Below are 25493 nucleotides of genomic sequence, written 5' to 3'. Positions count from 1 at the left end.
CCAATTAAGTAATTTTGTAAATATGAAGATAGGAGAACTAGCGGCGCATTACGAACTGGAACTTGAGCCTTTATACGATAGTAATGAAGCAAAAGCATTATTTAGTGTTGCTGCCGAGCAAGTTTTGGCTTTATCTTCAGCTAAACTGATCATGCAAAAAGACATCGATATCAACTTTATCAATATGCAGAAATTGTTGAGCATCCTTAACGATTTGCAGATCGGAAAACCCATTCAACATATTTTGGAAGAAGCTCATTTTTATGGAGAGGTATTTAAAGTTAACGAACAGGTACTTATCCCGAGGCCAGAAACAGAAGAGCTGGTAGATTGGATCATTTCAGATAATAGTTTGCGGTTTTCAGTTAATACTAACCATAAAATAAGTATTCTTGATATTGGAACCGGCTCTGGATGCATTCCCATCACACTTAAAAAACATTTGTCAAGAGCTGAAGTAGCTACATTGGACGTTTCTCCTAATGCCATCGCTGTAGCCAAAGAAAATGCAGAACAGATCAACGTGAAAATCAAATTTATTGAAGCAGATATTTTGACTTTCAAAACTGAAGAAAAATTTGATGTCATCGTGAGTAATCCACCTTATATCAGAGATTTAGAGAAAGCGGATATGCATAATAACGTGTTGGTGTACGAACCACATTTAGCATTATTTGTTCGTGATGAAAACCCATTAATATTTTATAAAGCTATTGCTGATTTTGCAAGAACAAACCTAAAAGCTAACGGGCAACTTTATTTTGAAATCAACGAATATTTAGGTAACGAAACGATTGAAATGTTAGCAGCTAAAGACTTTATTAATATTGAGTTAAGACAAGATATGCAAGGTAAAGACAGGATGGTGAGGGCAGGGATTTAAGATGTTTGAAGTCCGAGGATGGAGGTCAGAAGATTTGTTGCTGAGAACTAAAATTCCTCAGCGTTCGTCCTCCTGAAGTTATTTCAGGATCCATAATTAAGGCTGCTTTGGTCTTTAGCTTTAGCTTTAGTCTTTTTGCTCTTCAACTAAGCCCTTGGATGAAACTGCGTAATTACTTCTCTTAAATAGTCTCTGTCTATATGCGTGTAAATTTCGGTAGTGGTAATACTCGAATGGCCAAGCATTTCCTGTACGGCACGTAAATCGGCACCACCTTCAATTAAATGTGTAGCAAAGGAGTGTCTTAAGGTGTGTGGACTGATTGTTTTCTTTAGTCCAGTTGCTATGGCCAGGCTTTTAATCAGGTTAAAAATCGAAATACGTGAAAGTTTAGCGCCAAAACGGTTTAAAAAGATGAAATCTTCATGCCCTTTTTTAATATTAATATGCACACGTACTTCGTTGATGTAAATATCGAGCAGTTTTAAGGCTACGCCTCCAATGGGCACTAAACGTTCTTTATTTCCTTTTCCAATTACTTTTATAAATTCGATCTGTGGGAACACACTTGAGATCCTTAGTTCGGTTAGTTCAGTTACACGCAAGCCACAGCCATATAACACTTCCATAATGGCTTTATTGCGCATGCCTTCGGGCTTTGAGGCATCTATGGTAGCAATAAGTTCATTAATCTCGTAAATATTTAATGTATCTGGTAATTTTCTGCTAAGTTTTGGTGCTTCAAGCAATGCTGTAGGGTCATTTGAAATTACATCTTCGAGCATTAAATAGGCAAAGAAAGCTTTTAATCCTGATATTACCCGGGCCTGTGTACTGGCTTGCATACCCAGTTCATTCAACCAAGAGATAAAGGACTTTAGATCACTTATCTTGATGTCAGTTAGTTTGGGTTCTTCATTTAAAGATTGAAAATACTGGATCAATTTATCAATATCGTTCAGATAGGCATCAACAGAATTACCAGATAAGGACCGCTCTAGCTTTAAATATGATTTAAATCCTTTAATATATGATGGCCAAAGCATGCTTTTATTTGAGATTTTTTATAACATTGCAACGTTACAACATTATATTATGAAAATACAAATTATTAACGGCCCAAACTTAAATTTATTAGGTGTACGCGAACCATCTATTTACGGAAACACCAGTATTGAAGATTATATTAAAGAATTAAAAACCGTTTATCCAGATATCCAAATTGAATACTATCAGAGTAATGTTGAAGGCGAAATTATTAATAAACTTCATGAAGTTGGTTTTAGTTATGACGGGGTAGTGCTTAATGCTGGGGGTTATACCCATACGTCTGTTGCCATTGCTGATGCGATTGCTGCTATTAAAACCGCTGTGGTTGAGGTACATATATCTAATATTTATGCCCGAGAAGAATATCGTCATGTTTCTTTAACCGGTAAAAACTGTCAAGGTGTTTTAACTGGCTTTGGCATAAAAGGTTATCGTTTAGCTATTGAAAGTTTGTTAATCTAGATTTCTTATAAAAATGCTCAGAAATCTATTATTAATCGCTCTGTTATTTACTTCGCTTTTTTCTTCTGCGCAAGATAATAATCTTAAGAAAAATGTACTCAACGAGCAATCGGTTGTGAGGGGAGAAGATGGCTTGGTTTATCCTTATCATGTTTGGAAAAAGCTGATGGCCACCGGCAAATATGGATTACGCGATCGGAAAACAAAAACCGAAAGCGGAAAACCAGAATACGTAATTGTTGAGTTAACCCAACCACAGAAGGTTGCCTACTTTGAAAGTATAACAAAGCCAACACCAAGCGATGTTTTTATGCTTGATCAGGTTTTTACAGGAGTAAAAGTTACAGATATGAACGGCCAAAAGTTCGATCTAAGAAACTTGGATGGAAAGACATTAGTGCTAAATTTTTGGTTTACTGGCGGAAGTACAGGGAAAATGTTAATTCCCCAACTAAACGATCTTTTTGACGAGTTTAAAGACAATAAAAATGTTGTTTTTCTGTCAATCTGCAATAATGATAAAAATCAAATCAAAGATTTTTTAAAAGAAACTCCATTTAAATTTAACATTGTAGATGATGCACGTAATATAGCTGAAAAATATAATGTTAAGCGATATCCAACAACTGTTGTAATAGATAAAAATAATCAAATAAAGTTTAGTAGTGTAGGTGTTTCTTCGAGTACAGGTTATTGGATAAAAAAGGCTATTGAAGAATCGTTAGTACGCTAAGTTAACTTCGAAAAATATTTAATTTTCTTAATAAAAAAAGCCCAAACAATGCTATTGTTGTATACTCCAGTATGTTGACTATATGCTTTTTGAACGGCCTTCCGCTTTTTGTTGGTTTTTGAAAGCGATTTAAGGAAATGCCAGTGGCCTTTGCTCACCGCCATGGTAAATTTAGGTTTTCCGGTTAGCAAAAAGTGCCACCATGCAATAAAATCTATAAACATCCTGATTGTTATTCGGAAAATGGCATCACCTGCAGGTAGGTTTTTCTGCATGATGATGAGGTTGTTTCTGAAATTAAGATAAGTTTTAAAAGGATTCTCCGTTTGCAGTGTTCCACCACCAACGTGGTAAACTTCAGCATCCGGACAGTACATAATCTTATAGTTCAGGTTCTTTAAACGCCAGCACAGATCTATCTCCTCCATATGTGCAAAAAGATCGGCATCTAAACCACCTACTTCCTGCCAGCATTTACTTTTAATAAAAAATGCAGCTCCACTGGCCCAAAAAACTTCCGCTTTATCATTGTACTGGTCATTGTCAAACTCATATACGTTAAACAGTCTGCCACGGCAGAAAGGAAAAGAATAGATGTCCAGATAACCTCCGGCAGCACCCGCATACTCAAACTGTTTCTTGTTTAACTGCCATTTAATTTTAGGCTGCGCTGCTGCAATTTGTGCATCGCTTTCCATTAAATCAATTACTGGTTTTATCCAATTGGGAATTATTTCTACATCCGAATTGAGCAGGATAAAATAATCGGCCTCAATACGTTCTAAAACCTTGTTATAGCCTCCCGCAAAACCGTAATTCTGGTCGTTTCGGATAATTTTAACGGTAGGAAAGTTTTCTTGTATAAACAAAACTGAATCATCGGTGGAAGCATTATCGCCCACAACAATTTGCAGATTATCATACTCAGAAAGCAAAATTCCGGGTAAAAATTGCTGTAAATATGCTTTTCCATTCCAGTTTAAAATTACAACGGCTACTGATGGGTTCATTCTTTTTATTCGGGTTTAAACTTCCAGCGTTTGTGGCTCCAAAGCCAATATTGAGGCTGTTCTTTAATAATATCTTCTAAAAACTTAAAGTGCAGATTCGTAATCGCGAACTCATCCATTTTAGTTGGATCGAGGCACATAGGCAAAACCTCTACATGATAATAACCTTTTTTTACTACGCTGACTTTAAAATAGTATATCGGTCTTTTAGTAGATTTTGCTATTTTTTCTACGCCCAAAAGCGCAGCAGTTTTTTGGTGTAAAAAATCTACAAAATATTTGGCTTCTTCTCTTGTGGGAGATTGATCGCTGGCAAAACACAAAAGTGTAGGTTCATTTTTATAAGCCGCCATGCCGCGCAGTGTTTGCCGCATAGCAATGAAAACATTGCCGTACTTGGTCCGCATACAATCGAACCAGGTTTCAAAAATTTTATTGTTGATCGGTTTAAAAATGACCATGGTTTTGGCCGATATGCTCAATCCAAGTGCTAAGGTTCCTAATTCCCAGTTGCCATAGTGTCCTGTACAGGCCAATACACTTTCTCCGTTTTTAAAATGAGTTTCCAATTGTTCCAAACCGGTAAACTTTACCCTTTTTAAGGTTTCAGCTTTCGAAATACTGGTCATTTTAATGATTTCAAAAATAAGTTCGGATAGATACAAGAAGAATTTTTGCTCGATGGCTTTTATTTCAGCAGTAGATTTTTCAGGAAAAGAGTGGGTCAAATTCTGTCTGACAACTTTTTTTCTGTAGCCTATTACGTAATAAAGCAGATAATATAGTAATCTTGCAAAAAAAAAGAGCAAAGATAAAGGCAGCAGCGATAACAGGTATAAAAAAAATACGCCAACGTGCGCAATCCCTCTTTTAATCATTATTTTTAAAACGTTTCAGCTACAAACATAAATTTTCAAATGCAGAATACAGCAATACTTCCATTATTTTATCTTCCGCCAGTTGGTTATTTTAGTCTATTACAAAAACTGGGATCAGATTTTTTAATTGAAAAACATGAGCACTTAGCCAAGCAAACGTACCGTAATAGAGCCAGTATTTATTCTCCAAATGGAAAATTGGATATTACTGTTCCAGTGGTTAAAGGTTCAAAAACACATACGAAAATGAAGGATGTGCGGATTAGTTATGATTTTAAATGGCAACGATTACATTGGTTGAGCTTAGAAAGCTGCTATAGAAGTTCTGCTTATTTCGAATTCTACGAGGATGAATTATCCCGTTTCTATAATGAAAAATTTGAGTTTCTGTTCGATTATAACCTCGAACTGGTAGAATGGCTAAGCAAAAAGTTAAAGCTCAATAAAAGTTTCGAAGTTACCAGCGAATATTTTGATGATGTAGCGCCTGAGTTGGATTACCGTGCCATCATGAATCCCAAAAAAGAGGATGATATTGTAAATAATAAGCCATATTATCAGGTTTTTGAAGATAGACATCAATTTTTGCCCAACTTAAGTATTGTTGATCTGTTGTTTAACCAGGGGCCGCAAGCCCGGCTATATTTATAAAGTATGGGAAAAAACAAGCCACGTAACCGCCATAAGCACTATAAAGTTCCAGCCCCGGGTACCAGTCCGGGTTTATACACTATTGATGAAGATGCATTAAAACCAATTATTGTACTTCATATTTATAACGATAAGAGTTATAAAAAAGTGGAATTGGAAAACATTAATAATATTGATAAACTGATTGAAAATAAAGATTTCTGCTACTGGTTTGATATCAAAGGGTTAGCAGATCCTAATATATTCGAAACACTTTATTCAAAATTAGGTATCAGCAGGCTTGTATTAGAAGATATTACCAGTTCTTACCAGCGGCCCAAGCTGGATGAATATGATAACGACAAGTACATTTTTGCGGTGAGCAGGCATCTGTTTTTAAATGAGGAGAATGTTTTAAATAATGATCAGGTCTCTTTTATCCTGTCTGAGCGTACACTGATTACTTTTCAGGAAACTTATGCCGATTGTTTTGAGCCCGTAAGGAAACGTTTAGAAATAGGGAAAGGGAACATTCGTATTGGTGGTATTAGCTACTTGATGTATGCCATTATGGATGTGATAGTGGATAATTATTTTGCGCTATTAAATTTCTGGGGTGAAGAACTGGATACTATTGAAGACCGTTTATATGATCATCCCGACCGAAGAATTATGTACGATACGCAGGCTATTAAAAGGTCATTGATTACGATTAGGAAAGTAGCCTGGCCAGAAAGAGATAAACTTAATGATCTTATTCGTACCGATAGCCCGTTAATATCAGATCTCACCAAAACTTACATGAAGGATGCCTACGATCATTGTATCCAGATTATTGATTTTATAGAATCACTAAAAGAGATTGCTTCTGCCAATATTGATATGAATTTATCGATTATCAGCAACCGGATGAACGAAATCATGAAAGTTTTGACCATCATTTCTTCCATATTTATTCCATTAACCTTTATTGCAGGGATTTACGGGATGAATTTTAGTCGGGAAGATCCTGCAACCGGAAAGATATTGAAAGATAATATGCCCGAATTGTACGCCGAACACGGTTATTTGTACACCTGGATTGTAATGGCTGTGATTGCGGTTTTGCAGGTGATTTATTTTTGGCGTAAAGGCTGGTTTAAATAGTGCTTTGTATTTATACCAATTATTGGTATATTTAAGCTAAATATATAAAGTTATGGGACGAAATACATCAATACTGCTAGGCGATCATTTCGATAATTTTATTAACGAAAAAATTGCCTCTGGAAAATTTAGTTCCGCCAGCGAGGTAATTAGAACAAGTTTAAGGCTGTTAGAGGAAGAAGAGAAGCAAATCGAATTGCTGCGTAAAGCGCTAAAAATAGGAGAGGAAAGTGGGTTTGTAAAAAATTTCGACCCTGCAAAGCATTTGCAGGAGTTGCACCGCAAGCATTTATAATGGTTACCTACCGTATCAGTGAACCTGCACAGGTAGATCTGGAAGATATTTGGTTATATACATTTAAGAATTGGTCTAAAGATCAAGCAGATAGATATTACGGTTTATTACTTAGTGAATGTGAATATATATCAAACCATTTTAAACATGGAAAGATAATGGATCATATATTAAAGGGATATAGGAGTTCGTCGGTTAAATCACATCTAATATTTTATAAATTGGGAGAGGATGGCTTAGTGGAAATAATCAGAATATTACATCAAATGACTAACATTAAAAGTCACTTATTGTAAAAATCAATTTTTAATATTTGTAGCTTTAGGGCGTTTTTGGTTAGGTTTATAGATGCAGTCATTCGAAATAGATAAAAGCGACGTACTCAAGGTTAAAAATGCAATTTTAGCTGGTGATGAGACTTTAAAAGTAGTTTTAGAGGAATATCATGCCTCAGAAATCGCGATTTTGTTTGAGCGTTTGGATAAATCCGAACAAAGGCATATTATCAACCTGCTTCCGGCAGAAATAGCTTCTGAGATCATCTCTGAGATGGATGAAGAATCCCATCCGGAAGATTTACTTTTTGAGCTCCATCCCGATAAACGTACGGAGATTGTTGAGGAACTGGATTATGATGATGCGACCGACATTATTTCCCAACTGGAGGATCATGAACAGAAAGAGATTTTAGAAGACCTTACCGAAGATCACGCTTCAGAAATCCGGAACCTTTTAACCTACGACGAAAAAACCGCTGGTGGTTTGATGAATACGGAGCTGATCTGTGTAAACATTAACCTCACTAAAAAAGACGCAATCGACGAGATCATCCGGCAGAGTGAAGAAATGGAGGAGTTTTACACCATTTATGTGGTGGATGATGAGGAGATTTTTAAAGGTATTGTTTCGTTAAAAGACATTATTAAAGCAAAACACAATGCCAAAATAACCGAATTGGTTAAAGTAGATGCGGTTTATGTACATCCCGATACCGATCAGGAAGAAGTGGCGAACCTAATTTCACAATATAACTTAACCAGTATTCCTGTTATTGATGATCACCAGAAATTACTTGGTAGAGTAACATTCGATGATGTAATAGATGTAATGGAGGCTGAAAGTACCGAAGATATCTTGAAAATTTCAGGGGTATCAGAAGATGAGGAATTGAGCGGTAACTGGGTAGAAGCGGTAAAATCGCGATTACCATGGTTAATTATCAACCTCGGAACTGCTTTTTTAGCTTCGTCTGTAGTGCGTTATTTTGATCCAACTATTAAGTTAATCCCTTCTTTAGCGGCCTATATGACCATTATTGCGGGGATGGGTGGAAATGCCGCTACCCAGGCACTTGCCGTAACGGTTAGGCGTATTTCACTTTATGACCTGACTGATAAACAGGCTTATCGTACCGTTTTAAAAGAATTTACAGTAGGTTTAATAAATGGTGCATCCAATGGATTAATCGTATTTATTTTTGCTTACTTTTTTGATGGAAACCCAATGCTTGGATTGGTTATCTTCCTGGCTATGACGGGCAACCTGGTAATTGCAGGCATCACAGGCGCTGGTATTCCGTTAATTTTAAAACGGGTAGGTATCGATCCTGCCATTGCATCATCTATAATTATTACTACTTTTACCGACGTTTTTGGTTTCCTATTAATTTTAGGATTGGCCAGCAAACTTTTACTATAGATTAAAAAATCCTGATCTCCATGCAAACGACAAGACACGATTGGACAAAAGAAGAAATATACGAAATTTATAACAGACCATTTTTAGATCTGGTTTACGAAGCCGCAAGCATCCACAGAGAAAATAAAGATTACAATGAAGTTCAGGTAAGTTCATTAATCTCGATCAAAACCGGAGGTTGTGCCGAAGACTGTTCATATTGTCCGCAGGCTGCCCGCTACCATACCGAATTAGAAGTTCAGCCATTGATGCAGGTTAGCCAGGTGGTTAGCGCCGCGGTTAAGGCAAAAGAGGGGGGGGCATCACGTTTATGTATGGGCGCTGCATGGCGCGAAGTACGCGATAACCGCGATTTTGACCGTGTAATTGAAATGGTGAAGGCCGTGAATGATATGGATATGGAAGTTTGCTGTACTTTAGGCATGCTTACCGAAAACCAGGCACAACGTTTAGCTGATGCTGGTTTATATGCATATAACCATAACATCGATACTTCTGAAGATGATTACAAACGTATTATTTCGACCAGAACTTACGATGATCGCTTAAATACCATTAAAAATGTGCGTAAAGCTAAATTAACAGTATGTAGTGGTGGTATTATCGGTTTAGGCGAAACGGTTGAAGACCGTGTTTCAATGTTGCAGACTTTATCAAACATGGAAAAACATCCTGAATCTGTTCCTGTTAATGCTTTGGTGCCTGTAAAAGGAACACCTTTAGAAAATCAGCCACGTGTTCCAATCTGGGATATGGTAAGAATGATTGCTACAGCACGCATCGTAATGCCAAACTCGGTGGTGCGTTTATCAGCTGGTAGAAACGAAATGAGCACGTTAGAACAGGCTTTTTGCTTTATGGCAGGTGCAAGTTCTATTTTCGCAGGCGATAAATTATTAACTACGCCAAACCCTGCATTTGTTGATGATATGGCAATGTTTGAATTGTTGGGACTGAAAACCCGCGACGCCTTTAAAAACGGCAGACCAGCAAACACAAGGATTGAACAGGAAGCTGTTTAATCCAAAATATACACTGATAAAAAAGTATCCGTGGTGTTAGTTGTTTCCAACTGACACAAAGATAGATTTCAAACCATAGTATTATAAAACAAAAAGTCCCGACTAAAATCGGGATTTTTTGTTTTAGGGTAATTGGGTTGTATATGTGCGTAGTGTCAGATATTTCTATCTGACACTAAGTTGAATCCATTTGTAAATCGATTTGAACAGTCAGATGGTAACATCTGACTTCACTTTACCTTAAACTGCGGTTACCCTTACCTCAATATTTCCTTTGGTTGCTTTAGAATACGGACATGCCCTATGCGCTTTATCAGCTAAGGCCTGTGCCTCCTCATGCGAAATACCTGGAATGTGTACATCAAGATCTGCAGAGAGAACAAAAGCATTACCATCTTTATTAAAAGAAACCAATACTTTCACATTTGCTTCACTAATATCAACACCTTCACGCTCTGCTACACCACCTAAGGCTCCCAAATAACATGGCCCCCAGGCAGCAGCAAATAATTCTTCCGGGTTTGTGGCACCTCCTTGCCCGCCAAGTTCTTTTGGTTTTCTTAAATCAAAATCTAAAATTCCATCGCTCGATTTAATGTGTCCGTCTCTTCCTCCTGTAGCTGTAACTTCAGCCGTATATAGCTTTTCCATAATGTTTTCTTAATATGGATACTTAACAATTTTTAATAACCTTTGTTTTTAAAAGATATTTGATAGTTTAGACTTGAACTAAACTTAGCATTACGACTTGCGTAATAAAATTAGAGCTAAAGCTTTATTTTTACCGATAGTTTGTAAATATCATAGGCTACCTTCTGGATAAGGTCGAATTGTTCCGGAATCAAATCTTCCCCTTTTTTGATGGCTAAACCGTTATCATTTAACCTGATTAATGGCACATTATCAATTGTGCTGGCACCTTGCTCCAGATTATCAATAGAAGTATCCAGTAAATAATTGGTGTTATTGGCAATTGGTTTTAAGGTATCGAAACTTTCGAAGATAAATTGATGTTCTTTATTGTAGAGCGAAAGCGTTGCAACATAAGACGATAATAAATGGCTAAGTGCTGTAAACTGATGTACTTCTTTAATAAACAACTGTTTGCTTTTTGGTTCGGAAAACATTCTTTGAAACAGGGAAGCCAAATTTGCCGTACTTACATACACTTCTTTCCGTGCCAATTTATATTCAGTTCTATTATAGTTCTTTTCAAAATACAATTTAATAACCTGTCCATAATAAGCCTTGTTTGCCTTCAGAATATCGAGCATAGCTTCTTTAAGTTTTTCGTGTTCCCAAGTTGGAAATAAAGAATAACTGGCCAGTAAAGCAATACCTGAGCCGATAAAAGTATCATAAATCCTTTCTCGTGCCAGTGCTATTGATCCCATGCCCAAGAAATCGAAAAGGATCAAGATATAAGGTGTCATAAAGAGCACACTTACAACGTAATTTTTCCTTTGGAAACTATAACAACCGATCATGCAGATCAGCAAAATCACAAACAGAGTATTTCTATCATGGATGTATGTTAAAACACCCATACCAATAAATGCTCCAACCGTGGTACCGATTAAACGCTGATAATTACGTTCTTTGGTTAAACTAAATCCAGGTTTCGAAATTACCAGAATGGTGAGGAGAATCCAGTAGCTATGCGAGAAATTGAGAATCTGAGCCACTATAAAACCTAAAAGCATCACCACTGTAACCCGTAACGAATGCCTGAAAGTAGAAGAGGTATAGGTTAAATTCTCTGTAAACAGTTTAAAATCGAATTTTTGCCTGGTAATAAATTTCTCTGTATCCACCTCGGCCTGTCTGATATCTTTGCTGTTTCTTATTTTGAAATAGCTAAAAATGGTTTTAACCCTTGCCAGTATATTTTCGATGTTCACCTCAATATTTTTCAGCGCAATAATACCGAGGGTATTGTACTCCTGATTTTGATTGTTCTTTTCCAGATTGTTAATTTTGATCTTTAATCTTTCGATCTCAATCAGTAAACGTTTCGAAACAACAGGTGTCCCACCACTTTTTAGTGCAAAAGCAACATCGTCAAGCGCATAAGAAATCCGTTTAATGGCCATCTCATAATCTGATAATATACCTGCTTTATCAAACTGATCGTGCAGCTGCTGGTAATTATAATAGGTAGACATTACCTGCTCAAACAGATCCACCATATCTACAAATACCAATAACAAAAATCTGCCTTCAGGAGTAGAATCTCTTACAATTTCTCGGGTTCTAAATAGCAATTCTCTTACTGCATCTTGTTTTTCGTGTACCGAAACCTGAAGCTGCAAAAGATCTGAATAGGTTTTATCGTAATTGTTATTATGATGGTAAAACTTGGCTTTTTCACGCAGAAACTCTGCGACTTCCAGGATAGAATCGCTTAAGGATTGCTGCACCAAACGGAAAGGGCGTAAGCGGTACACAAAATAACTTAAACCTGTGTACCAAAGGCTACCTGCCAGAATCATGACAGCATATAACAATACTTCTTGCCAAGGACGAACATCATCAATGCTCAGTACCATGATGAGCAAAACTGCGGTACCAACTGATGCAGCCCTAATGCCATAGATGTAAAACATCGAGAATACAAAACTAGCTACAGCCAGTAAAAAGCCGATAAAATAATGGTTTTTGTTGGTCAGGCCCGTTATGATAGAGAAGGTAAAGATGAGGGCGGTGGTAATCAGCATCGCGTTTCTTCGGTGCACCATTGGCCCCGGGCTATCTACCACACTTACACATAAAGCACCTAACGACAAAGTCATGCCATACTTTAACATACCAAACTGCGCAAAAATTAAAGAGGGGAGTAGTACACCGATGGTGATGCGGAGACCGTCGGCAAAATACGTACTCAATAAAAAGTCTTGTATATTTCTAATGGGTTGCCTAATCTGCATGATACAAAAATAACATAATAGCGAAGTTTTTTGTTGCGATTAAAATTAAGTTTTTTGCATTTTTTAAACTTTTAAGCAGAAAATAGATAATGTATTGATTAACAAAATATTATGAATTGTTTGTAAGTGTGTTTTTCGAAATGTTAATAAAACTGAGGTAAGTTGTAAATACTGCCTGAAAACAGTGATTTGCAAAGTTCAATATGTTGATAACCAATGTTTTTAGGTGGATAACTTTGTTTATAAAAACCTTCGTTTTTTGCTTGACAAATAAGGGTTTATGCACTAAATTAGATCATATCAAATACGAAGTACTTTGAATTCTGATAAAACGAGCCAAAAGAGATAAGGAACCGAAAGGGAAATTGTTTCGGAACGTTTACAGGGAAAACGATTAATTTCTGAAAGGGTTAAACCAAGTAAGGATATATATAACCATCGAAAGATTGGATCATAAGAAAATCGCACAGGCCCAAACAGAGATTATTGAAAACTAGGAAGTTTACGGACGGAGGAGTTGGAAATAAATTTTCACGAATCGCAAAAGTTGCAAAACCTAACGATAACGGAAAAATCAAAGTAACAAGGATTAGATGCTTTAAAATACAACTACGGTTGTTTTTAAAGTTAAAACGGGGAACTGAATCGAAAGAAGAAGGACCCCGTTTTTATTTTGCCTAAAATTTAGATCTCCGATCAAAAAAGAATAGCGAATTCTTCCACATATTATTCCTAAAATATTAAATTTACCAAATGGCCAAAAAAGGTAAATCAATCTCCAATCCGTCAAAAAAGATATTCGTTTTAGATACCTCGGTTATTTTATATGACCATGATGCGATAAATAACTTCCATGAGCACGATGTAGCCATTCCCATTCAGGTTCTAGAAGAGCTTGACAATTTTAAAAGCGGTAACGATACCCGGAATTTTGAGGCCAGAAGTTTTATCCGCCTTATTGATGAAACTTCAAAACAAAAACTCATCAGCGATTGGATTTCGCTAAAAAGCCCTGGTTCAGGAAAATTTAAGGTAGTTTTAAATGAAAAACCTTTAACCATAAATGCAGAAGAAGTGTATGGAAAAGGCAAAACAGACCATAAGATTCTAAACGCAGCATTAAGTTTAAAAGAAGAATATCCCAATAAGAAGGTAGTACTGGTATCGAAAGACATCTGCCTGAGGTTAAAAGCAAAAGCTTTGGATTTAAATGCAGAAGATTACGAAACAGGTAAGATTAAAAATGTAGATGAGCTTTACGCCGGAAAGACTGAAATAGTAAATTTTCCGGTTGAAGTTATAGATGAAGTAAAAAAACAGCCATTTATCGATGCCAACGAGATCGAACTGCCACCTAAAAATGCCAATCACTTTTATATTTTAAAGAATAAGAGAAAAACAGCAAATGTATTTTATAACAATAATTTAAAAACAATTTCAGCAGTTTCTACTGATCCGATATTTAAAATTAAACCTAAAAATATTGAACAGGCATTTGCTATCCACGCGCTTTTAGATCCTGAAATTAAGCTGGTGAGCATACAAGGGAATGCTGGGACAGGTAAAACACTATTGGCTTTGGCGAGTGCTTTAGAGCAGCGTAAAAACTTTAGGCAGATTTATGTTACCCGTCCGATTGTTTCTTTAAGTAATAAAGACATCGGTTTCTTGCCGGGCGATGCAAAATCGAAAACTGATCCTTTTATGGCGCCCATTTGGGATAATCTGCGATTTATTAAAGAGCAGTTTATCGGCGATGATAAAATGTCGGAAAAGATTGATGAACTGATTGTAACCGAAAAAATAGCGATTGCGCCATTGGCTTTTATCCGCGGAAGAACCCTCACCAAAATTTTCTTTATTATTGACGAAGCGCAGAATTTAACGCCACATGAGGTGAAAACGATAATTTCGAGAGCAGGCGAACATACCAAAATAGTTTTTACTGGCGATATTTATCAAATTGATACACCTTATCTCGATTCGGAAAGTAATGGGCTTTCGTACCTGATTGAAAATGCGAAGAACCATCCGCTTTACGCACACATTACCTTACATAAAGGTGAAAGGAGCGAGTTGGCTAATTTGGCTAATGAGTTGCTTTAGGCATTCTAATAGAAGGTATTCACTTCACGTTCGTCACCCTGGACTTGTTTCAGGGTCTACTTGTCCAAACAAGGGCAGATCTCCGTTCCGCGTTGCTTCAGTCGAGAAGACGACTGAGTGTAAAGTATCCTAATGGTATTTCTTCAAACTCCTCAAACAGATAAACAATCCGATTAATGTTAACACCGCGCTCAATATAAATGGTGCACCTGGAAAATAAACAGGAGCCTTACCTTCGATAAAATAAGCAAAAATATGTGTCATTACCCAAGGGGCAAATATGGCCGCTAAACTTTGTAAACCTGTTAAAACACCTTGCATTTCACCTTGTGCATTCGAAGGCACCTGATTCGAAATCAGGCCCTGCATGGCGGGTCCGCAGATTCCGGCTAAACCATAAGGAAGCATAAAAGCAAACATCATCCAGCCCTTGCTTGCAAAAGCAAAAGATATGAAGCCTATGATGTATAAAATGAGACCAAAGTAAACCGCTTTCTTTTCTCCGATTTTGGGAAGGATTACCCTTATTAAACCACCTTGAACAAGGCCCACAACCAAACCCACAAAACCTAATGAATAACCTACCCATGCAGCATCCCATTTAAATTTTTCCATGGTATAAAATGTCCAATTAGATTGAACGGCATGACTGGCAAAGTATAATAAGAATAAGGTAGCCATTAAGCCCAATAAAGCAGGGTATTTGCCAATGCTTAATAATGAACCGATTGGATTTGCCCTTTTCCAGTCAAAAGCCCTGCGTTTTTCAATAGGTAAAGATTCTGGCAGTATAAAATAACCGTAAAGCCAGTTAATTAAAGATAAACCTGCGGCAATCATAAAAGGAACGCGGGTACCAAAATGGCTGAAAACCCCACCTAAAACCGGACCTAAGATAAACCCAACACCAAATGCAGCACCAACTAAGCCAAAATTCTGAGCTCTTTTCTCTGGAGGCGAAACATCTGCAATGTATGCTTGTGCAGTTGTAAAACTTGCACCTGTAATACCTGCAATAATCCTTCCTACAAATAACCAAACAATAGAAGGGGCGAAAGCTAAAAAGATATAATCGATACCTAAACCGAACAAAGAGCTTAATAATACTGGTCTTCGTCCGTACCGATCGCTCATTGCTCCGATAATTGGCGAAAATATAAATTGCACCGATGCATATGCAAGTGTAAGCCAGCCACCATATTCTGCCGCTAAACCGAAGCCACCACCAGTGAAATCCTGAATAAGTTTTGGTAAAACCGGAATGATTAGCCCAAAACCTGTAAAATCGATCAGGAGGGTAACCATAATAAAACTCATTGCAGATTTCTTTCCGTTTGCCATTATATGTAATTTGAATCGCAAAAGTATCAGAATTAGTTAATATTGTAAATTTTAGTTCTCTACAAGACCTTGTAGCTTTAAATCGAAATATGAACAGCCCCCAATTTATAAACTTGATAAAGCGGAGCCCACAACGAGGTACGAGTGAAGACTTGCAGTGATAGTAGGACTACAGACCGCCATTGAAATAGAACCACACATTTCCAAAAAAAATTACCCATCTAATTTTTTGTAAATGTTGCAAAGCTCGTTAAACTGGCCTTCAATGAATTAAAAATACAGCGATGCTTCAAAACCTATAACCAAGGTCAAAACTTTTCCACAATGCCTTAATTCGGCTAAATTTTGTTAAATTCGCAAGGTTATAATAATACCCTTTTTTAATATCGTTTTAAGTAGCGAGAATAATAATTTATGGCAGAAGATTTAGAAAATCAGCAGAACGACAAAATCATTCAAATTAATATAGAGGAGCAGATGAAATCGGCCTACATTGATTACTCAATGTCGGTAATCGTATCGAGGGCTTTGCCTGATGTACGCGATGGATTGAAACCGGTACACCGCCGTGTTTTATATGGTATGCTCGATCTTGGTGTAACCAGTAATAAACCACATAAAAAATCTGCCCGTATTGTAGGGGAGGTTTTAGGTAAGTATCACCCACATGGTGATGCATCTGTATATTTTACTATGGTTCGTATGGCTCAGGATTGGAGCTTACGTTATCCAATGGTTGATGGACAAGGAAACTTTGGTCACATTGATGGTGACTCTCCGGCTGCAATGCGTTATACTGAGGCACGTTTTTCGAAAATAGCCGAAGAAATGCTTGCCGATATCAATAAAGATACTGTAGATTTTCAGTTAAACTTTGATGATACCTTACAAGAACCAACTGTTTTACCTGCAAAAATCCCTAACCTATTGGTTAACGGATCTTCTGGTATTGCGGTAGGTATGGCCACCAATATGGCACCTCACAACTTAACCGAGGTAATTGATGGTGTGGTAAGCTATATAGACAATAGAGATATTACGATCGAGGAATTGATGAAGTTTGTAAAAGCTCCAGATTTTCCTACCGGTGGTATTATTTATGGTTATACGGGTGTAAAAGAAGCTTTCGAAACTGGTCGCGGACGTATTGTAATGCGTGCAAAAGCCGAAATCGAGAGTATTAAAGACCGCGAGGTGATTATTGTTACCGAAATTCCTTACCAGGTTAACAAAGCACAGATGATTGAGCGTACTGCTGAATTGGTTGGCGAGAAAAAACTTGAAGGTATTTCGAACATTAAAGACGAATCGAACAAAGACGGTATCCGTATCGTTTATGAAATTAAACGTGATGCAAATGCTTCTATCGTTTTAAACAACTTATATAAGTATACCGCATTACAAACTTCTTTCAGTGTAAATAACATTGCATTGGTAAAAGGCCGTCCACAAATGTTAAATCTGAAAGATTTAATTGTGCATTTTGTGGATCACCGTCATGATGTAATTGTTCGCCGTACTCGTTACGAATTGGCAGAAGCCGAAAAACGTGCACACATTTTAGAAGGTTATTTAATTGCTTTAGACCATTTGGATGAAGTAATTAAATTAATCCGTGCTTCCGAAACCCCTGAAGATGCCCGGTTAGGCTTGATGGAAAAATTCGGACTGAGCGATCTTCAGGCACGTGCGATTTTGGATATGACGCTTCGTCGTTTAACAGGACTAGAGCGTGATAAGATCAAAGAAGAGTATGCAGAGTTAATGAAAACCATCGAACATTTAAAATCTATCTTGGCAGATGAAGGTTTGCGTATGCAGATTATCAAAGATGAGTTAGCAGAAATCCGTCAGAAATTTGGTGATGAACGTAGAACAACCATTGTTCACTCAGCCGAAGATATGAGCATGGAAGATTTCATAGATGATGAAGAAGTGGTAATCACCATCTCTCACGAGGGTTACGTAAAACGTACTCCAGCAACTGAATTTAAGGCACAGGGCAGAGGCGGCAAAGGATCAAAAGGTAGTACCTCAAGAAATGAAGATTTTATTGAGCACATGTTGGTGGCTACTGCTCACAATTACATGTTGTTCTTTACTGAAGCTGGAAGGTGTTTCTGGTTGAGGGTTTACGAAATTCCGGAAGGTTCGCGAACCAGTAAAGGAAGAGCGATCCAGAACATTATCAATATCCCGAAAGAGGAAAAAATTAAAGCCTATATTAAGGTTAAAAACCTGAAAGATCAGGAATACTTAGAGAACAATTTCATCATTATGTGTACTAAAAAAGGTACCATTAAGAAAACTTCTCTTGAAGCGTATTCACGTCCACGTGTAAATGGTATTAATGCCATCAATATTAATGACGGTGATGTATTACTGGAAGCTTGTTTAACTAACGGACAAAGTGAAATTGTGATGGCATTGCGTTCTGGTAGAGCAATCCGTTTCAACGAAAGTACGGTTCGTCCGATGGGTAGAACAGCTACCGGTGTACGTGGTGTTAGGCTTGCACACGATCAGGATGAAGTTGTTGGCATGATTGCTGTAAACAATCCTGAAGTTACGGTGTTAGTAGTATCAGAAAAAGGATACGGTAAACGTACTGATATTGAAGATTACCGTGTAACTAACCGTGGAGGTAAAGGAGTAAAAACAATTAATGTTACTGAAAAAACCGGACAATTAGTTTCGATTAAAGACGTTACAGATAGCGAAGATTTGATGATCATTAACCGTTCAGGTATTGTAATCAGAATCCCGGTTTCTGCTTTAAGGGTAATGGGGCGTGCCACACAAGGTGTTCGCTTAATATCATTGAAAGGTGATGACGAGATTGCATCGGTAACTAAAATTGATCACGAAGAAGACGAAGAAGAAACGGTAGATTTAACTGACGTTGTAGTTACAGACGGTGAAGAAATAGAAGCAGATACTACTCCAGAAGCAGATGATACTGAAGAAGAAGGTGAATCAGATAACGAAACGGAAGAAGAAAATTAACTAAAAATAAGATTAGAATAAAAATTATGAAAAGAGTATTTCTAAGTATAGTTCTAGCAGGTGTGGTAAGCTCTGCATTTGCTCAGAAAAGTGAAGTTAACGCCGCTAAAAATGATTGGGGTTTGTTCCAGTTAACTTCTTCAAGTGCATCAACTACACTAGCTAAAAAACTTGAGTCGTTAGCGAAAGGATTAGCTCATACAGATAAAGCTATTGCTGATGAAAAATCTAAAGTGATGCCTGAAGCGTGGTCTTACCGTGCTTTATTTGCTTCTTCTGCAGCTATTTTAGATTCAGTGAGCACTGCAAACGCCGATGCAAATTTGAAAATTGCTCAAGATGCAGTTGTTGAAGCGAAAAAGTTAGATACAAAAGGAAGTGAAAAAGATAATATTAATTTAGCTGAAACCAATATTAGCAACGCAATCAGAAATGGTGGTGTAATCGCTTACAATAAAAAAGATTATAAAACTGCTTATCAAAAATTCGTGGCAGCCACAGTAATCAATCCTAACGATACTGCAATGTATCTAAATGCAGGTATTGCAGCCAGACTTAGTGAGGATTACCCAAACATGATTGCCCAGTTTAAAAAAGTAATCTCTTTAAATTCTCCACAGTCTAAAGATTTGTATTCTGAGATTATCACAACCACATTGGCTAAACAAAAAGATACGACTGCTGCTTTAGCTATCATTAAAGAAGCTTCTGCTAAATTCCCTGAAAATACCGACTGGATTAAAACTGAAACCCAGATTTATATTGATAGGGGTGATGCTGCCAAATCTGAGCAAATGTTAGTTGCTTTAGCTGCAAAAGAACCAAACAACCCAAACTATCAGGTTTTATTGGGCAACATTTATTTCAGTCAGGCTTTAAAATTACAGGCCGATAGAAATAAAATCGATCCTAAAAAAGTGAAAGAATTTAACGAAGTAACGGGTAAAATGAATGCACTGTTAGATAAATCTCTTCCTTTTTACAAAAAAGCACTTGAGGTTGATGCCAAAAATCAAGGCGCATTAGAAACCTTGAAAACGATCTATGCTTTTAGAAATGATACTAAAAATTACGAAGATATCAAGAAACGTTTAGACGCATTGCCTAAACAATAATTTATTGATCGATCCAAAAAAAGAGCTCTGAAATTTCGGGGCTCTTTTTTTTATGTTTATTTTTATCGTTTATTACGGTTTTACCACATTATTTATATTATGCAGAATTGCCTTAAAATATCATTAACCGCTTTAATTTTCGTTTCTTTTAATGCTGTAGCGCAAAAAAGTCAAATTCTCATCGCCAGAAATGCTGTTGGTAAACTACAAGCTTCAATTGCCAATAAAGAAGATGAAAAAAAACAGTTATCGATTATTACAGAAGGTTTAAAATCAATAGAATCAGCTGAAAAAGATAATAAAACTAAAAACTGGAGTGAAACCTGGTCTATTAAATCTTATCTTACTTCTTTCGCTTCATTAATTGATACTGATCCGAATAATGCGAATAAATTTTACGATTCAGCTATTGAAGCTGTAGCAAAAGCCAAATCTTTAGATCGCTATGATGATAATGGTGGTCTTATTAAAGCCTCTAATCACAATATCCTCATCAAAAAACAAGAAAAAGGTAATGAAGCTTTTTTTAATAACGATTTTAAAGAAGCATTTGCTGATTTGAAAGAAGTATGTGATAATTTTCCTGCAGATACCACATTAGCATTAAATACAGCAATTTGCGCATTAAATATTCAGTCTTACGACGAATCTTTAACCTATTTTAAACGTGCAAAAGAAAACGGGATTAGAAATCCATCGGTTTTTCAGAAAATGGCACAGATGTATGTGGTGAAATCAGAAAATGAAACCGCTATTAAAACTTTGGAGGATGGACTTGTGCTTAATCCATTCAATCGCTTTTTAACAAACGATTATATTAATCTATTGCTTGATACCGAGAATTATAGTAAGGCCCAAGGATTAATCGAAAACAATTTAAAAGTAGAAAAAGGAAATAAGCTACTTTATTTTCTTTATGGTTATCTGCAACAGGTTGGTGGAAATAATGCTACAGCAATTTTGGCCTATGATAAAGCTTTGTCTACAGATCAAAATTATTTTGATGCATTGTACCAATTGAGTTTGGCTTACATCAATACAGCCAATGAAACCCTGAGCAAAAATGACGCTGATAAAACTGAAAAATACAAGGGCCTGATCAATCGTGCACAGTTTGCTTTGCAGCGCGCAAATGAAATTAACCCGAATGATAAAAAAACAGTACAGTTACTGATCGATATTTACACCAAAAAGGGAGTTACAAACAAAGTACAGGAGCTTAACCGTAAACTTCAAGAGCTATAATTTTATTGAGTAATTCGTGAGAATAGGATGTGTTAGAATAATTAACTTAACATAATATTAATTATAAGACAGATTATAAAAATGATAACGCGTTTTAGCAGGCTTGCTTGCTTCACTATTTGTTTAGAATGCCATATTTTATGTCATATTCAAGTGTAGTTCTTAAGTGCTCAAGTAGTTTGATATCTATTGGCTCAATGGAATTCAGAATACAATGTTCGAGCATAAATGCTGTTAAAATATCATTAATGTCTTTTACCATATTTGCATCTTTATATTGAATCTCGACATCGTAGCTTATAAACGAGGTTATTGGCTGATCAGAATTAGATATGGCACCTTGAAGTTGGCAGGTTTTAAATAGTTCATATAAATTTGCATCTTGAGTAATAAAATACACTTGATCGGTGCCTATGCTAATTGCATTAAAATGTACCATACGCATGTGGTGGAAAAAATCCTCAGCCGGAAAATATCAAATATAGCATTGCAGAAATTAAAAATAATGCAGGCGAAATGCTTGGTTTTGCATTGAGAACAAAGATCAATTGTGCACCTGTTTATATTTCTGCCGGACATTTAATTACGCAAGAAGAAAGTTTAGATATAATCAAAAAATCTGTTGGAAATTATCGGATTCCTGAACCAACGCGTCTTGCCCACAACCTAGTAAACGATTTCAGGCTTGGCAAACTAAAAGCTGGCTTTCATGAGGTGGCGCCATCTTTAACCTTATTTTAAAATTGACTTTATTTACGTATGAACGCTTATTTAATAATTCTCGCTATTGTCGTAATGCTTATTATGTTTGGAAACATTTACGTTATTTTAGACATTTCGAAATTTCCATACAGCAAAAGACGCCAAAAATGGATGTGGACCAACGTAGTATTGTTCTTACCACTTTTGGTTCTCTAATTTATTTTTTGATCGGAAAGAAAATACTCAGCGAAAGTTAAACCCGAAATTAATTCAAACTACAATTCTCTAAATCACCATCCCAGTTTTCTTTTTCGTTGGTTAAAATTTCTAAAGAATCTATTTTACTGTTTGTAACATCCAAGCAATAAGTTAATTCATTTTTCAGGTTCGGAACTGTTAGTTTTGCTTCAGCACTGAGTAAACCGTTTTCAAATTCTTCTTCTTGAAATTCCTTTAGATATTCAAAGTTGATGTATAAAACGGTACCTGTTGACCTAGTACTTTCGACTCTTATGAAGTCTAAATGCGTCGATAAGTAATTAAATTTTTCTGAATTATCTTTTATTATCGTTTTAAGTAGCAGACGCTCAAATTCTTTTAATTCCGTCATTTAGATCCAGTTAATTCCTTTTTTTAGTAGCTGTTGCGTGTTGTATTCATCAGAATTAATTTCTGGCTGAACATTATAGCCCCAGTTGGCCTGTGGTGGTAAACTCATTAAAATAGATTCTATCCTTCCGTTGGTTTCTAAGCCAAATTTTGTTCCAGAATCGTAAACTAAATTAAACTCTACATAACGACTACGGCGATGATATTGCCATTGTTTCTGGGCTTCTGTAAACGCTTTATCGCGGTTCCGATCAATCAGTTCGGTGTAAATCGGTAAAAATGTTTCGCCAATATTAATAGAAAAATCTAAAATCTTCTCCCAAGATAAACTGGTGTTTTCTGGCTTTAGTCTATCATAAAAAATGCCGCCGATACCTCGGGTTTCTTCACGGTGTTTGATAAAGAAATAATCATCGGCATGAGTTTTAAATTTTGGATAAAATTGAGTACTGAAATCGTCGCAAGCATGCTTTAGTTTATGATGAAAAAAACGGGCATCGTTTTCGAACACGTAATGTGGTGTTAAATCGATGCCACCGCCAAACCAGCGCGTTTCTTCGTTCAGTTCAAAGTAGCGGATATTCATATGGATAATTGGAACCAAGGGGTGATTTGGGTGGATCACAATTGAAACACCGGTAGCAAAAAAATCATCTTCGCTTACATTGAAGGCTTTTTTTACGGCTTCGGGCAATTTACCATGTACCGCAGAGAAATTTACGCCACCCTTTTCTATAATTGCACCATTTTGCATAATCCTGGTGCGTCCGCCTCCCCCACCGTTTCGCTCCCAAAGTTCCTCTTCAAATTTACCTTTGCCATCGGCAATTTCTAATCCCCTGCAAATTTCATCCTGAATTTGCTTATACCGTTCTGCTACTTCTTCTTTAAACATGATGGCTCTTTCTATTTCCATACAAATTTAAAGCTATTCAGGCAGCTATATTGATTTATGTTTAGATAGTACATTTTATTGACATTGTTTTATGGTCGGAAGTTTTTAGCCAGAAGTGGGGAGATTATGACTCTTCTAAATAATCTAAATCTTTGTTAAAACTTTCTTTTAATTGACTCAAACCGAACATCGCAATAAGGGTTAAGATTCCCATTACTAAATATCCGGCAGTAATTAATCCGTATTTGTGAGTTAAAAATTCAAATAAGAATGTAATAGGGATTAAAGCGCCCCTAACAAAATTAGGTGCAGTTGTAGTTACCGTAGCGCGTATGTTGGTGCCAAACTGTTCTGATGCTATGGTCACAAATGTGGCCCAATAACCTACAGAGAAGCCCATAAATAAGCAGATCCAAATAAAATTGTTGCTGGTTAAGCCGAAACTTGTTAAATAAACAACCACACTGGCTACAGAAAGCAAGTGGAAGGTAAAAACTGTTTTTTTTCTCGACTTTAATACCTGAGAGAGTAAGCCTGTAACCACATCGCCTATTGCAATTCCAAAATAGGTAAACATAATTCCCGTACCAGCTTTTAGTGGTTCAGTTGCGCCTAAAGCTTTGCCGAATTCTGGTGCTAAGGTAACCAGGATGCCCACCACAAACCATAACGGAATACCGATTAAGATACAATAGAGATATTTCGAAAAACGTTTCCAATTGTTAAACAGCATAAAGATATTTCCTTTTGATACTTCTGTTTGATTGGCTGCATGTTTAAACATGCCCGATTCGAAAGTGCCAACACGTAATAAAAGCAGTACCAAGCCCATTCCGCCACCTACAAAGTATGAGGTTTGCCAGGTAAATTCGGCTGCAACAGTTGCCGCAACAGCTGCGCCCAGTAAACCTACAGCGCCAACAATCATGGTTCCATAACCGCGTTTTTCTTTGTCCATGGTTTCAGCAACCAAAGTAATCCCTGCACCAAGCTCTCCAGCTAAACCTATACCCGCAATAAACCTGATGATGGCATAGCTGTTAACTGATGTAACAAAGCCATTGGCAATATTGGCTAATGAATATAAAAGTATAGAACCAAAAAGAACTTTGATCCTTCCCAGTTTATCGCCAAGTACTCCCCATAAAATTCCACCTAAAAGTAAACCGAACATCTGAGAATTGATGATCAGGAAGCCATCAGATTGCATATTTGCCTGGGATACGCCAATTTCAGTTAAACTTTGAACACGAACAACAGAGAATAGAACGAGATCGTAAATGTCTACGAAGTAACCCAGAGCAGCTACAATAACTAAGAAAATTACATTACGGTTGTTTGCTTTTGCTTGAAGATCCATTTAATTATTTGGTTTAAATGCTGAAAGTACGCAATAACACAAATATTTAAAATAGATTCTTAAAATAAAAGCCACTCCTGTTTTTGGACTGACCCCCAAAGGTTGGACAAGTTAAAAATTAATTACATTGGTGAGCTCGATATTTTATCGGGCTCATTCCATTTAGATTTAGTTTGATCCTGTCGTTATTATAGTAATAGATATACTCTTCGATATCTTGTTTTAACTGGTTGATATCATTATACTTTTTAAGATAGAAAAGTTCAGATTTTAACGTTCCAAAAAAGTTTTCAATGACCGCGTTGTCCAAACAGTTCCCCTTCCTTGACATACTTTGTCTTATTCCTTTTTTCTTAAGCAGATATTGGTATTCTTTCATT

General features: G+C 36.6%; 23 protein-coding genes and 1 pseudogene. 14 read left to right on the top strand and 10 right to left on the bottom strand.

The features are described from left to right. The first annotated feature begins 22 nt into the window (after nt 1–22). Nucleotides 23–883, top strand: a complete 861-nt coding sequence (prmC, locus tag EYS08_RS24250; RefSeq protein ID WP_131032511.1) for a peptide chain release factor N(5)-glutamine methyltransferase — start codon at nt 23–25, stop codon at nt 881–883. A 146-nt stretch (nt 884–1029) separates the two neighbouring features. Here the strand turns inward: prmC and xerD are convergent, their stop codons facing one another. Then, complete coding sequence (xerD, locus tag EYS08_RS24245; RefSeq protein ID WP_131032510.1) at nt 1030–1929, bottom strand: site-specific tyrosine recombinase XerD; 900 nt, start codon at nt 1927–1929, stop codon at nt 1030–1032. 49 nt (nt 1930–1978) lie between these two features. Here xerD and aroQ point away from each other — a divergent pair, with 49 nt between their 5' ends. Beyond that, on the top strand, nt 1979–2395 hold the full coding sequence (gene aroQ, locus EYS08_RS24240) for a type II 3-dehydroquinate dehydratase (protein ID WP_208745946.1): 417 nt from the start codon (nt 1979–1981) through the stop codon (nt 2393–2395). A gap of 13 nt (nt 2396–2408) precedes the next feature. After that, a complete protein-coding gene (locus tag EYS08_RS24235; protein WP_131032509.1) occupies nt 2409–3128 on the top strand; it encodes a TlpA family protein disulfide reductase in 720 nt (239 codons plus the stop codon). Here EYS08_RS24235 and EYS08_RS24230 read toward each other — a convergent pair. Both EYS08_RS24230 and EYS08_RS24225 read right to left on the bottom strand, forming a co-directional pair. Continuing rightward, nucleotides 3125–4138 carry a glycosyltransferase family 2 protein gene (locus EYS08_RS24230; RefSeq protein ID WP_131032508.1) on the bottom strand — a complete coding sequence of 338 codons (1014 nt, stop codon included), beginning with the start codon at nt 4136–4138 and terminating at the stop codon, nt 3125–3127. The two genes, EYS08_RS24235 and EYS08_RS24230, sit on opposite strands and share 4 nt — an antisense overlap. A 5-nt stretch (nt 4139–4143) precedes the next feature. Next, nucleotides 4144–5016: a lysophospholipid acyltransferase family protein gene (locus EYS08_RS24225; RefSeq protein WP_131032507.1), complete on the bottom strand. Its 873-nt coding sequence runs from the start codon at nt 5014–5016 to the stop codon at nt 4144–4146. A 39-nt stretch (nt 5017–5055) separates the two neighbouring features. Between EYS08_RS24225 and EYS08_RS24220 the strand changes: the two genes are divergently transcribed. Genes EYS08_RS24220 through bioB form a run of 6 tightly spaced genes read left to right on the top strand, consistent with a single transcriptional unit; the run spans nt 5056 to nt 9807 of the window. Beyond that, complete coding sequence (locus EYS08_RS24220; RefSeq protein ID WP_131032506.1) at nt 5056–5667, top strand: WbqC family protein; 612 nt, start codon at nt 5056–5058, stop codon at nt 5665–5667. Between the two features lie 3 nt (nt 5668–5670). Further along, nucleotides 5671–6792, top strand: coding sequence for a magnesium/cobalt transporter CorA (corA, locus tag EYS08_RS24215; protein WP_165456551.1), 1122 nt, complete (start codon nt 5671–5673; stop codon nt 6790–6792). Nucleotides 6793–6844: 52 nt separating this feature from the next. Further along, complete coding sequence (locus tag EYS08_RS24210; RefSeq protein WP_131032505.1) at nt 6845–7087, top strand: type II toxin-antitoxin system ParD family antitoxin; 243 nt, start codon at nt 6845–6847, stop codon at nt 7085–7087. After that, on the top strand, nt 7087–7383 hold the full coding sequence (locus EYS08_RS26710; protein WP_131032504.1) for a type II toxin-antitoxin system RelE/ParE family toxin: 297 nt from the start codon (nt 7087–7089) through the stop codon (nt 7381–7383). The genes EYS08_RS24210 and EYS08_RS26710 overlap by 1 nt, the downstream gene beginning before the upstream one ends. Nucleotides 7384–7435: 52 nt before the next feature. After that, nucleotides 7436–8785 carry a magnesium transporter gene (gene mgtE, locus EYS08_RS24200; RefSeq protein WP_131032503.1) on the top strand — a complete coding sequence of 450 codons (1350 nt, stop codon included), beginning with the start codon at nt 7436–7438 and terminating at the stop codon, nt 8783–8785. Nucleotides 8786–8805: 20 nt separating this feature from the next. Then, complete coding sequence (gene bioB, locus EYS08_RS24195) at nt 8806–9807, top strand: biotin synthase BioB (RefSeq protein ID WP_131032502.1); 1002 nt, start codon at nt 8806–8808, stop codon at nt 9805–9807. Between the two features lie 240 nt (nt 9808–10047). Here the strand turns inward: bioB and EYS08_RS24190 are convergent, their stop codons facing one another. Beyond that, entirely contained in the window at nt 10048–10458 is a 411-nt protein-coding gene (locus EYS08_RS24190) for an organic hydroperoxide resistance protein (protein WP_131032501.1), read from the bottom strand. Nucleotides 10459–10574: 116 nt separating this feature from the next. Continuing rightward, nucleotides 10575–12734: an FUSC family protein gene (locus EYS08_RS24185; RefSeq protein WP_131032500.1), complete on the bottom strand. Its 2160-nt coding sequence runs from the start codon at nt 12732–12734 to the stop codon at nt 10575–10577. A 753-nt stretch (nt 12735–13487) separates the two neighbouring features. Between EYS08_RS24185 and EYS08_RS24180 the strand changes: the two genes are divergently transcribed. Continuing rightward, entirely contained in the window at nt 13488–14840 is a 1353-nt protein-coding gene (locus EYS08_RS24180; RefSeq protein ID WP_131032499.1) for a PhoH family protein, read from the top strand. Nucleotides 14841–14969: 129 nt separating this feature from the next. On the opposite strand, the gene EYS08_RS24175 is transcribed toward EYS08_RS24180, so the two are convergent. Next, nucleotides 14970–16181 (bottom strand): TCR/Tet family MFS transporter, encoded by a 1212-nt coding sequence (locus EYS08_RS24175; protein ID WP_131032498.1) that lies wholly within the window; start codon nt 16179–16181, stop codon nt 14970–14972. 414 nt (nt 16182–16595) lie between these two features. Here EYS08_RS24175 and gyrA point away from each other — a divergent pair, with 414 nt between their 5' ends. The 4 genes and pseudogenes from gyrA to EYS08_RS24155 all read left to right on the top strand — a co-directional run. Beyond that, the gene (gyrA, locus tag EYS08_RS24170; protein WP_131032497.1) at nt 16596–19187 is read left to right on the top strand and encodes a DNA gyrase subunit A; all 2592 of its coding nucleotides are present in this window, start codon (nt 16596–16598) and stop codon (nt 19185–19187) included. A gap of 26 nt (nt 19188–19213) precedes the next feature. Beyond that, entirely contained in the window at nt 19214–20302 is a 1089-nt protein-coding gene (locus tag EYS08_RS24165; protein ID WP_131032496.1) for a tetratricopeptide repeat protein, read from the top strand. A 99-nt stretch (nt 20303–20401) separates the two neighbouring features. Continuing rightward, nucleotides 20402–21547 carry a tetratricopeptide repeat protein gene (locus EYS08_RS24160; RefSeq protein ID WP_131032495.1) on the top strand — a complete coding sequence of 382 codons (1146 nt, stop codon included), beginning with the start codon at nt 20402–20404 and terminating at the stop codon, nt 21545–21547. A gap of 471 nt (nt 21548–22018) precedes the next feature. Beyond that, a pseudogene (locus EYS08_RS24155) lies at nt 22019–22288 on the top strand (endonuclease V); the annotation flags it as partial. Nucleotides 22289–22514: 226 nt separating this feature from the next. On the opposite strand, the gene EYS08_RS24150 reads toward EYS08_RS24155, so the two are convergent. The 4 genes from EYS08_RS24150 to EYS08_RS24135 form a co-directional block, all read right to left on the bottom strand. After that, nucleotides 22515–22859, bottom strand: coding sequence for a hypothetical protein (locus tag EYS08_RS24150; protein WP_131032493.1), 345 nt, complete (start codon nt 22857–22859; stop codon nt 22515–22517). Continuing rightward, nucleotides 22860–23774: an oxygen-dependent coproporphyrinogen oxidase gene (gene hemF / locus EYS08_RS24145; RefSeq protein ID WP_394343132.1), complete on the bottom strand. Its 915-nt coding sequence runs from the start codon at nt 23772–23774 to the stop codon at nt 22860–22862. A gap of 103 nt (nt 23775–23877) precedes the next feature. Further along, nucleotides 23878–25113 (bottom strand): MFS transporter, encoded by a 1236-nt coding sequence (locus EYS08_RS24140; RefSeq protein WP_131032492.1) that lies wholly within the window; start codon nt 25111–25113, stop codon nt 23878–23880. Between the two features lie 118 nt (nt 25114–25231). Continuing rightward, on the bottom strand, nt 25232–25493 hold a 262-nt coding region (locus EYS08_RS24135), incomplete at its 5' end, for an IS3 family transposase (protein ID WP_131029031.1).

The organism is Pedobacter kyonggii (genome assembly GCF_004310665.1).
In the GTDB taxonomy this organism is placed as follows: Bacteria; Bacteroidota; Bacteroidia; order Sphingobacteriales; family Sphingobacteriaceae; genus Pedobacter; species Pedobacter kyonggii.
The sequence above is the reverse complement of the archived record's forward strand: the minus strand, read 5'-3'. Positions and strand labels throughout refer to the sequence as shown.

Bases quoted from the DNA above. Each gene is read 5' to 3' on its own strand.
- prmC (WP_131032511.1), top strand. From the start codon at position 23: ATGAAGATAGGAGAACTAGCGGCGCATTACGAACTGGAACTTGAGCCT.
- xerD (WP_131032510.1), bottom strand. From the start codon at position 1,929: ATGCTTTGGCCATCATATATTAAAGGATTTAAATCATATTTAAAGCTA.
- aroQ (WP_208745946.1), top strand. From the start codon at position 1,979: ATGAAAATACAAATTATTAACGGCCCAAACTTAAATTTATTAGGTGTA.
- EYS08_RS24235 (WP_131032509.1), top strand. From the start codon at position 2,409: ATGCTCAGAAATCTATTATTAATCGCTCTGTTATTTACTTCGCTTTTT.
- EYS08_RS24230 (WP_131032508.1), bottom strand. From the start codon at position 4,138: ATGAACCCATCAGTAGCCGTTGTAATTTTAAACTGGAATGGAAAAGCA.
- EYS08_RS24225 (WP_131032507.1), bottom strand. From the start codon at position 5,016: ATGATTAAAAGAGGGATTGCGCACGTTGGCGTATTTTTTTTATACCTG.
- EYS08_RS24220 (WP_131032506.1), top strand. From the start codon at position 5,056: ATGCAGAATACAGCAATACTTCCATTATTTTATCTTCCGCCAGTTGGT.
- corA (WP_165456551.1), top strand. From the start codon at position 5,671: ATGGGAAAAAACAAGCCACGTAACCGCCATAAGCACTATAAAGTTCCA.
- EYS08_RS24210 (WP_131032505.1), top strand. From the start codon at position 6,845: ATGGGACGAAATACATCAATACTGCTAGGCGATCATTTCGATAATTTT.
- EYS08_RS26710 (WP_131032504.1), top strand. From the start codon at position 7,087: ATGGTTACCTACCGTATCAGTGAACCTGCACAGGTAGATCTGGAAGAT.
- mgtE (WP_131032503.1), top strand. From the start codon at position 7,436: ATGCAGTCATTCGAAATAGATAAAAGCGACGTACTCAAGGTTAAAAAT.
- bioB (WP_131032502.1), top strand. From the start codon at position 8,806: ATGCAAACGACAAGACACGATTGGACAAAAGAAGAAATATACGAAATT.
- EYS08_RS24190 (WP_131032501.1), bottom strand. From the start codon at position 10,458: ATGGAAAAGCTATATACGGCTGAAGTTACAGCTACAGGAGGAAGAGAC.
- EYS08_RS24185 (WP_131032500.1), bottom strand. From the start codon at position 12,734: ATGCAGATTAGGCAACCCATTAGAAATATACAAGACTTTTTATTGAGT.
- EYS08_RS24180 (WP_131032499.1), top strand. From the start codon at position 13,488: ATGGCCAAAAAAGGTAAATCAATCTCCAATCCGTCAAAAAAGATATTC.
- EYS08_RS24175 (WP_131032498.1), bottom strand. From the start codon at position 16,181: ATGGCAAACGGAAAGAAATCTGCAATGAGTTTTATTATGGTTACCCTC.
- gyrA (WP_131032497.1), top strand. From the start codon at position 16,596: ATGGCAGAAGATTTAGAAAATCAGCAGAACGACAAAATCATTCAAATT.
- EYS08_RS24165 (WP_131032496.1), top strand. From the start codon at position 19,214: ATGAAAAGAGTATTTCTAAGTATAGTTCTAGCAGGTGTGGTAAGCTCT.
- EYS08_RS24160 (WP_131032495.1), top strand. From the start codon at position 20,402: ATGCAGAATTGCCTTAAAATATCATTAACCGCTTTAATTTTCGTTTCT.
- EYS08_RS24150 (WP_131032493.1), bottom strand. From the start codon at position 22,859: ATGACGGAATTAAAAGAATTTGAGCGTCTGCTACTTAAAACGATAATA.
- hemF (WP_394343132.1), bottom strand. From the start codon at position 23,774: ATGGAAATAGAAAGAGCCATCATGTTTAAAGAAGAAGTAGCAGAACGG.
- EYS08_RS24140 (WP_131032492.1), bottom strand. From the start codon at position 25,113: ATGGATCTTCAAGCAAAAGCAAACAACCGTAATGTAATTTTCTTAGTT.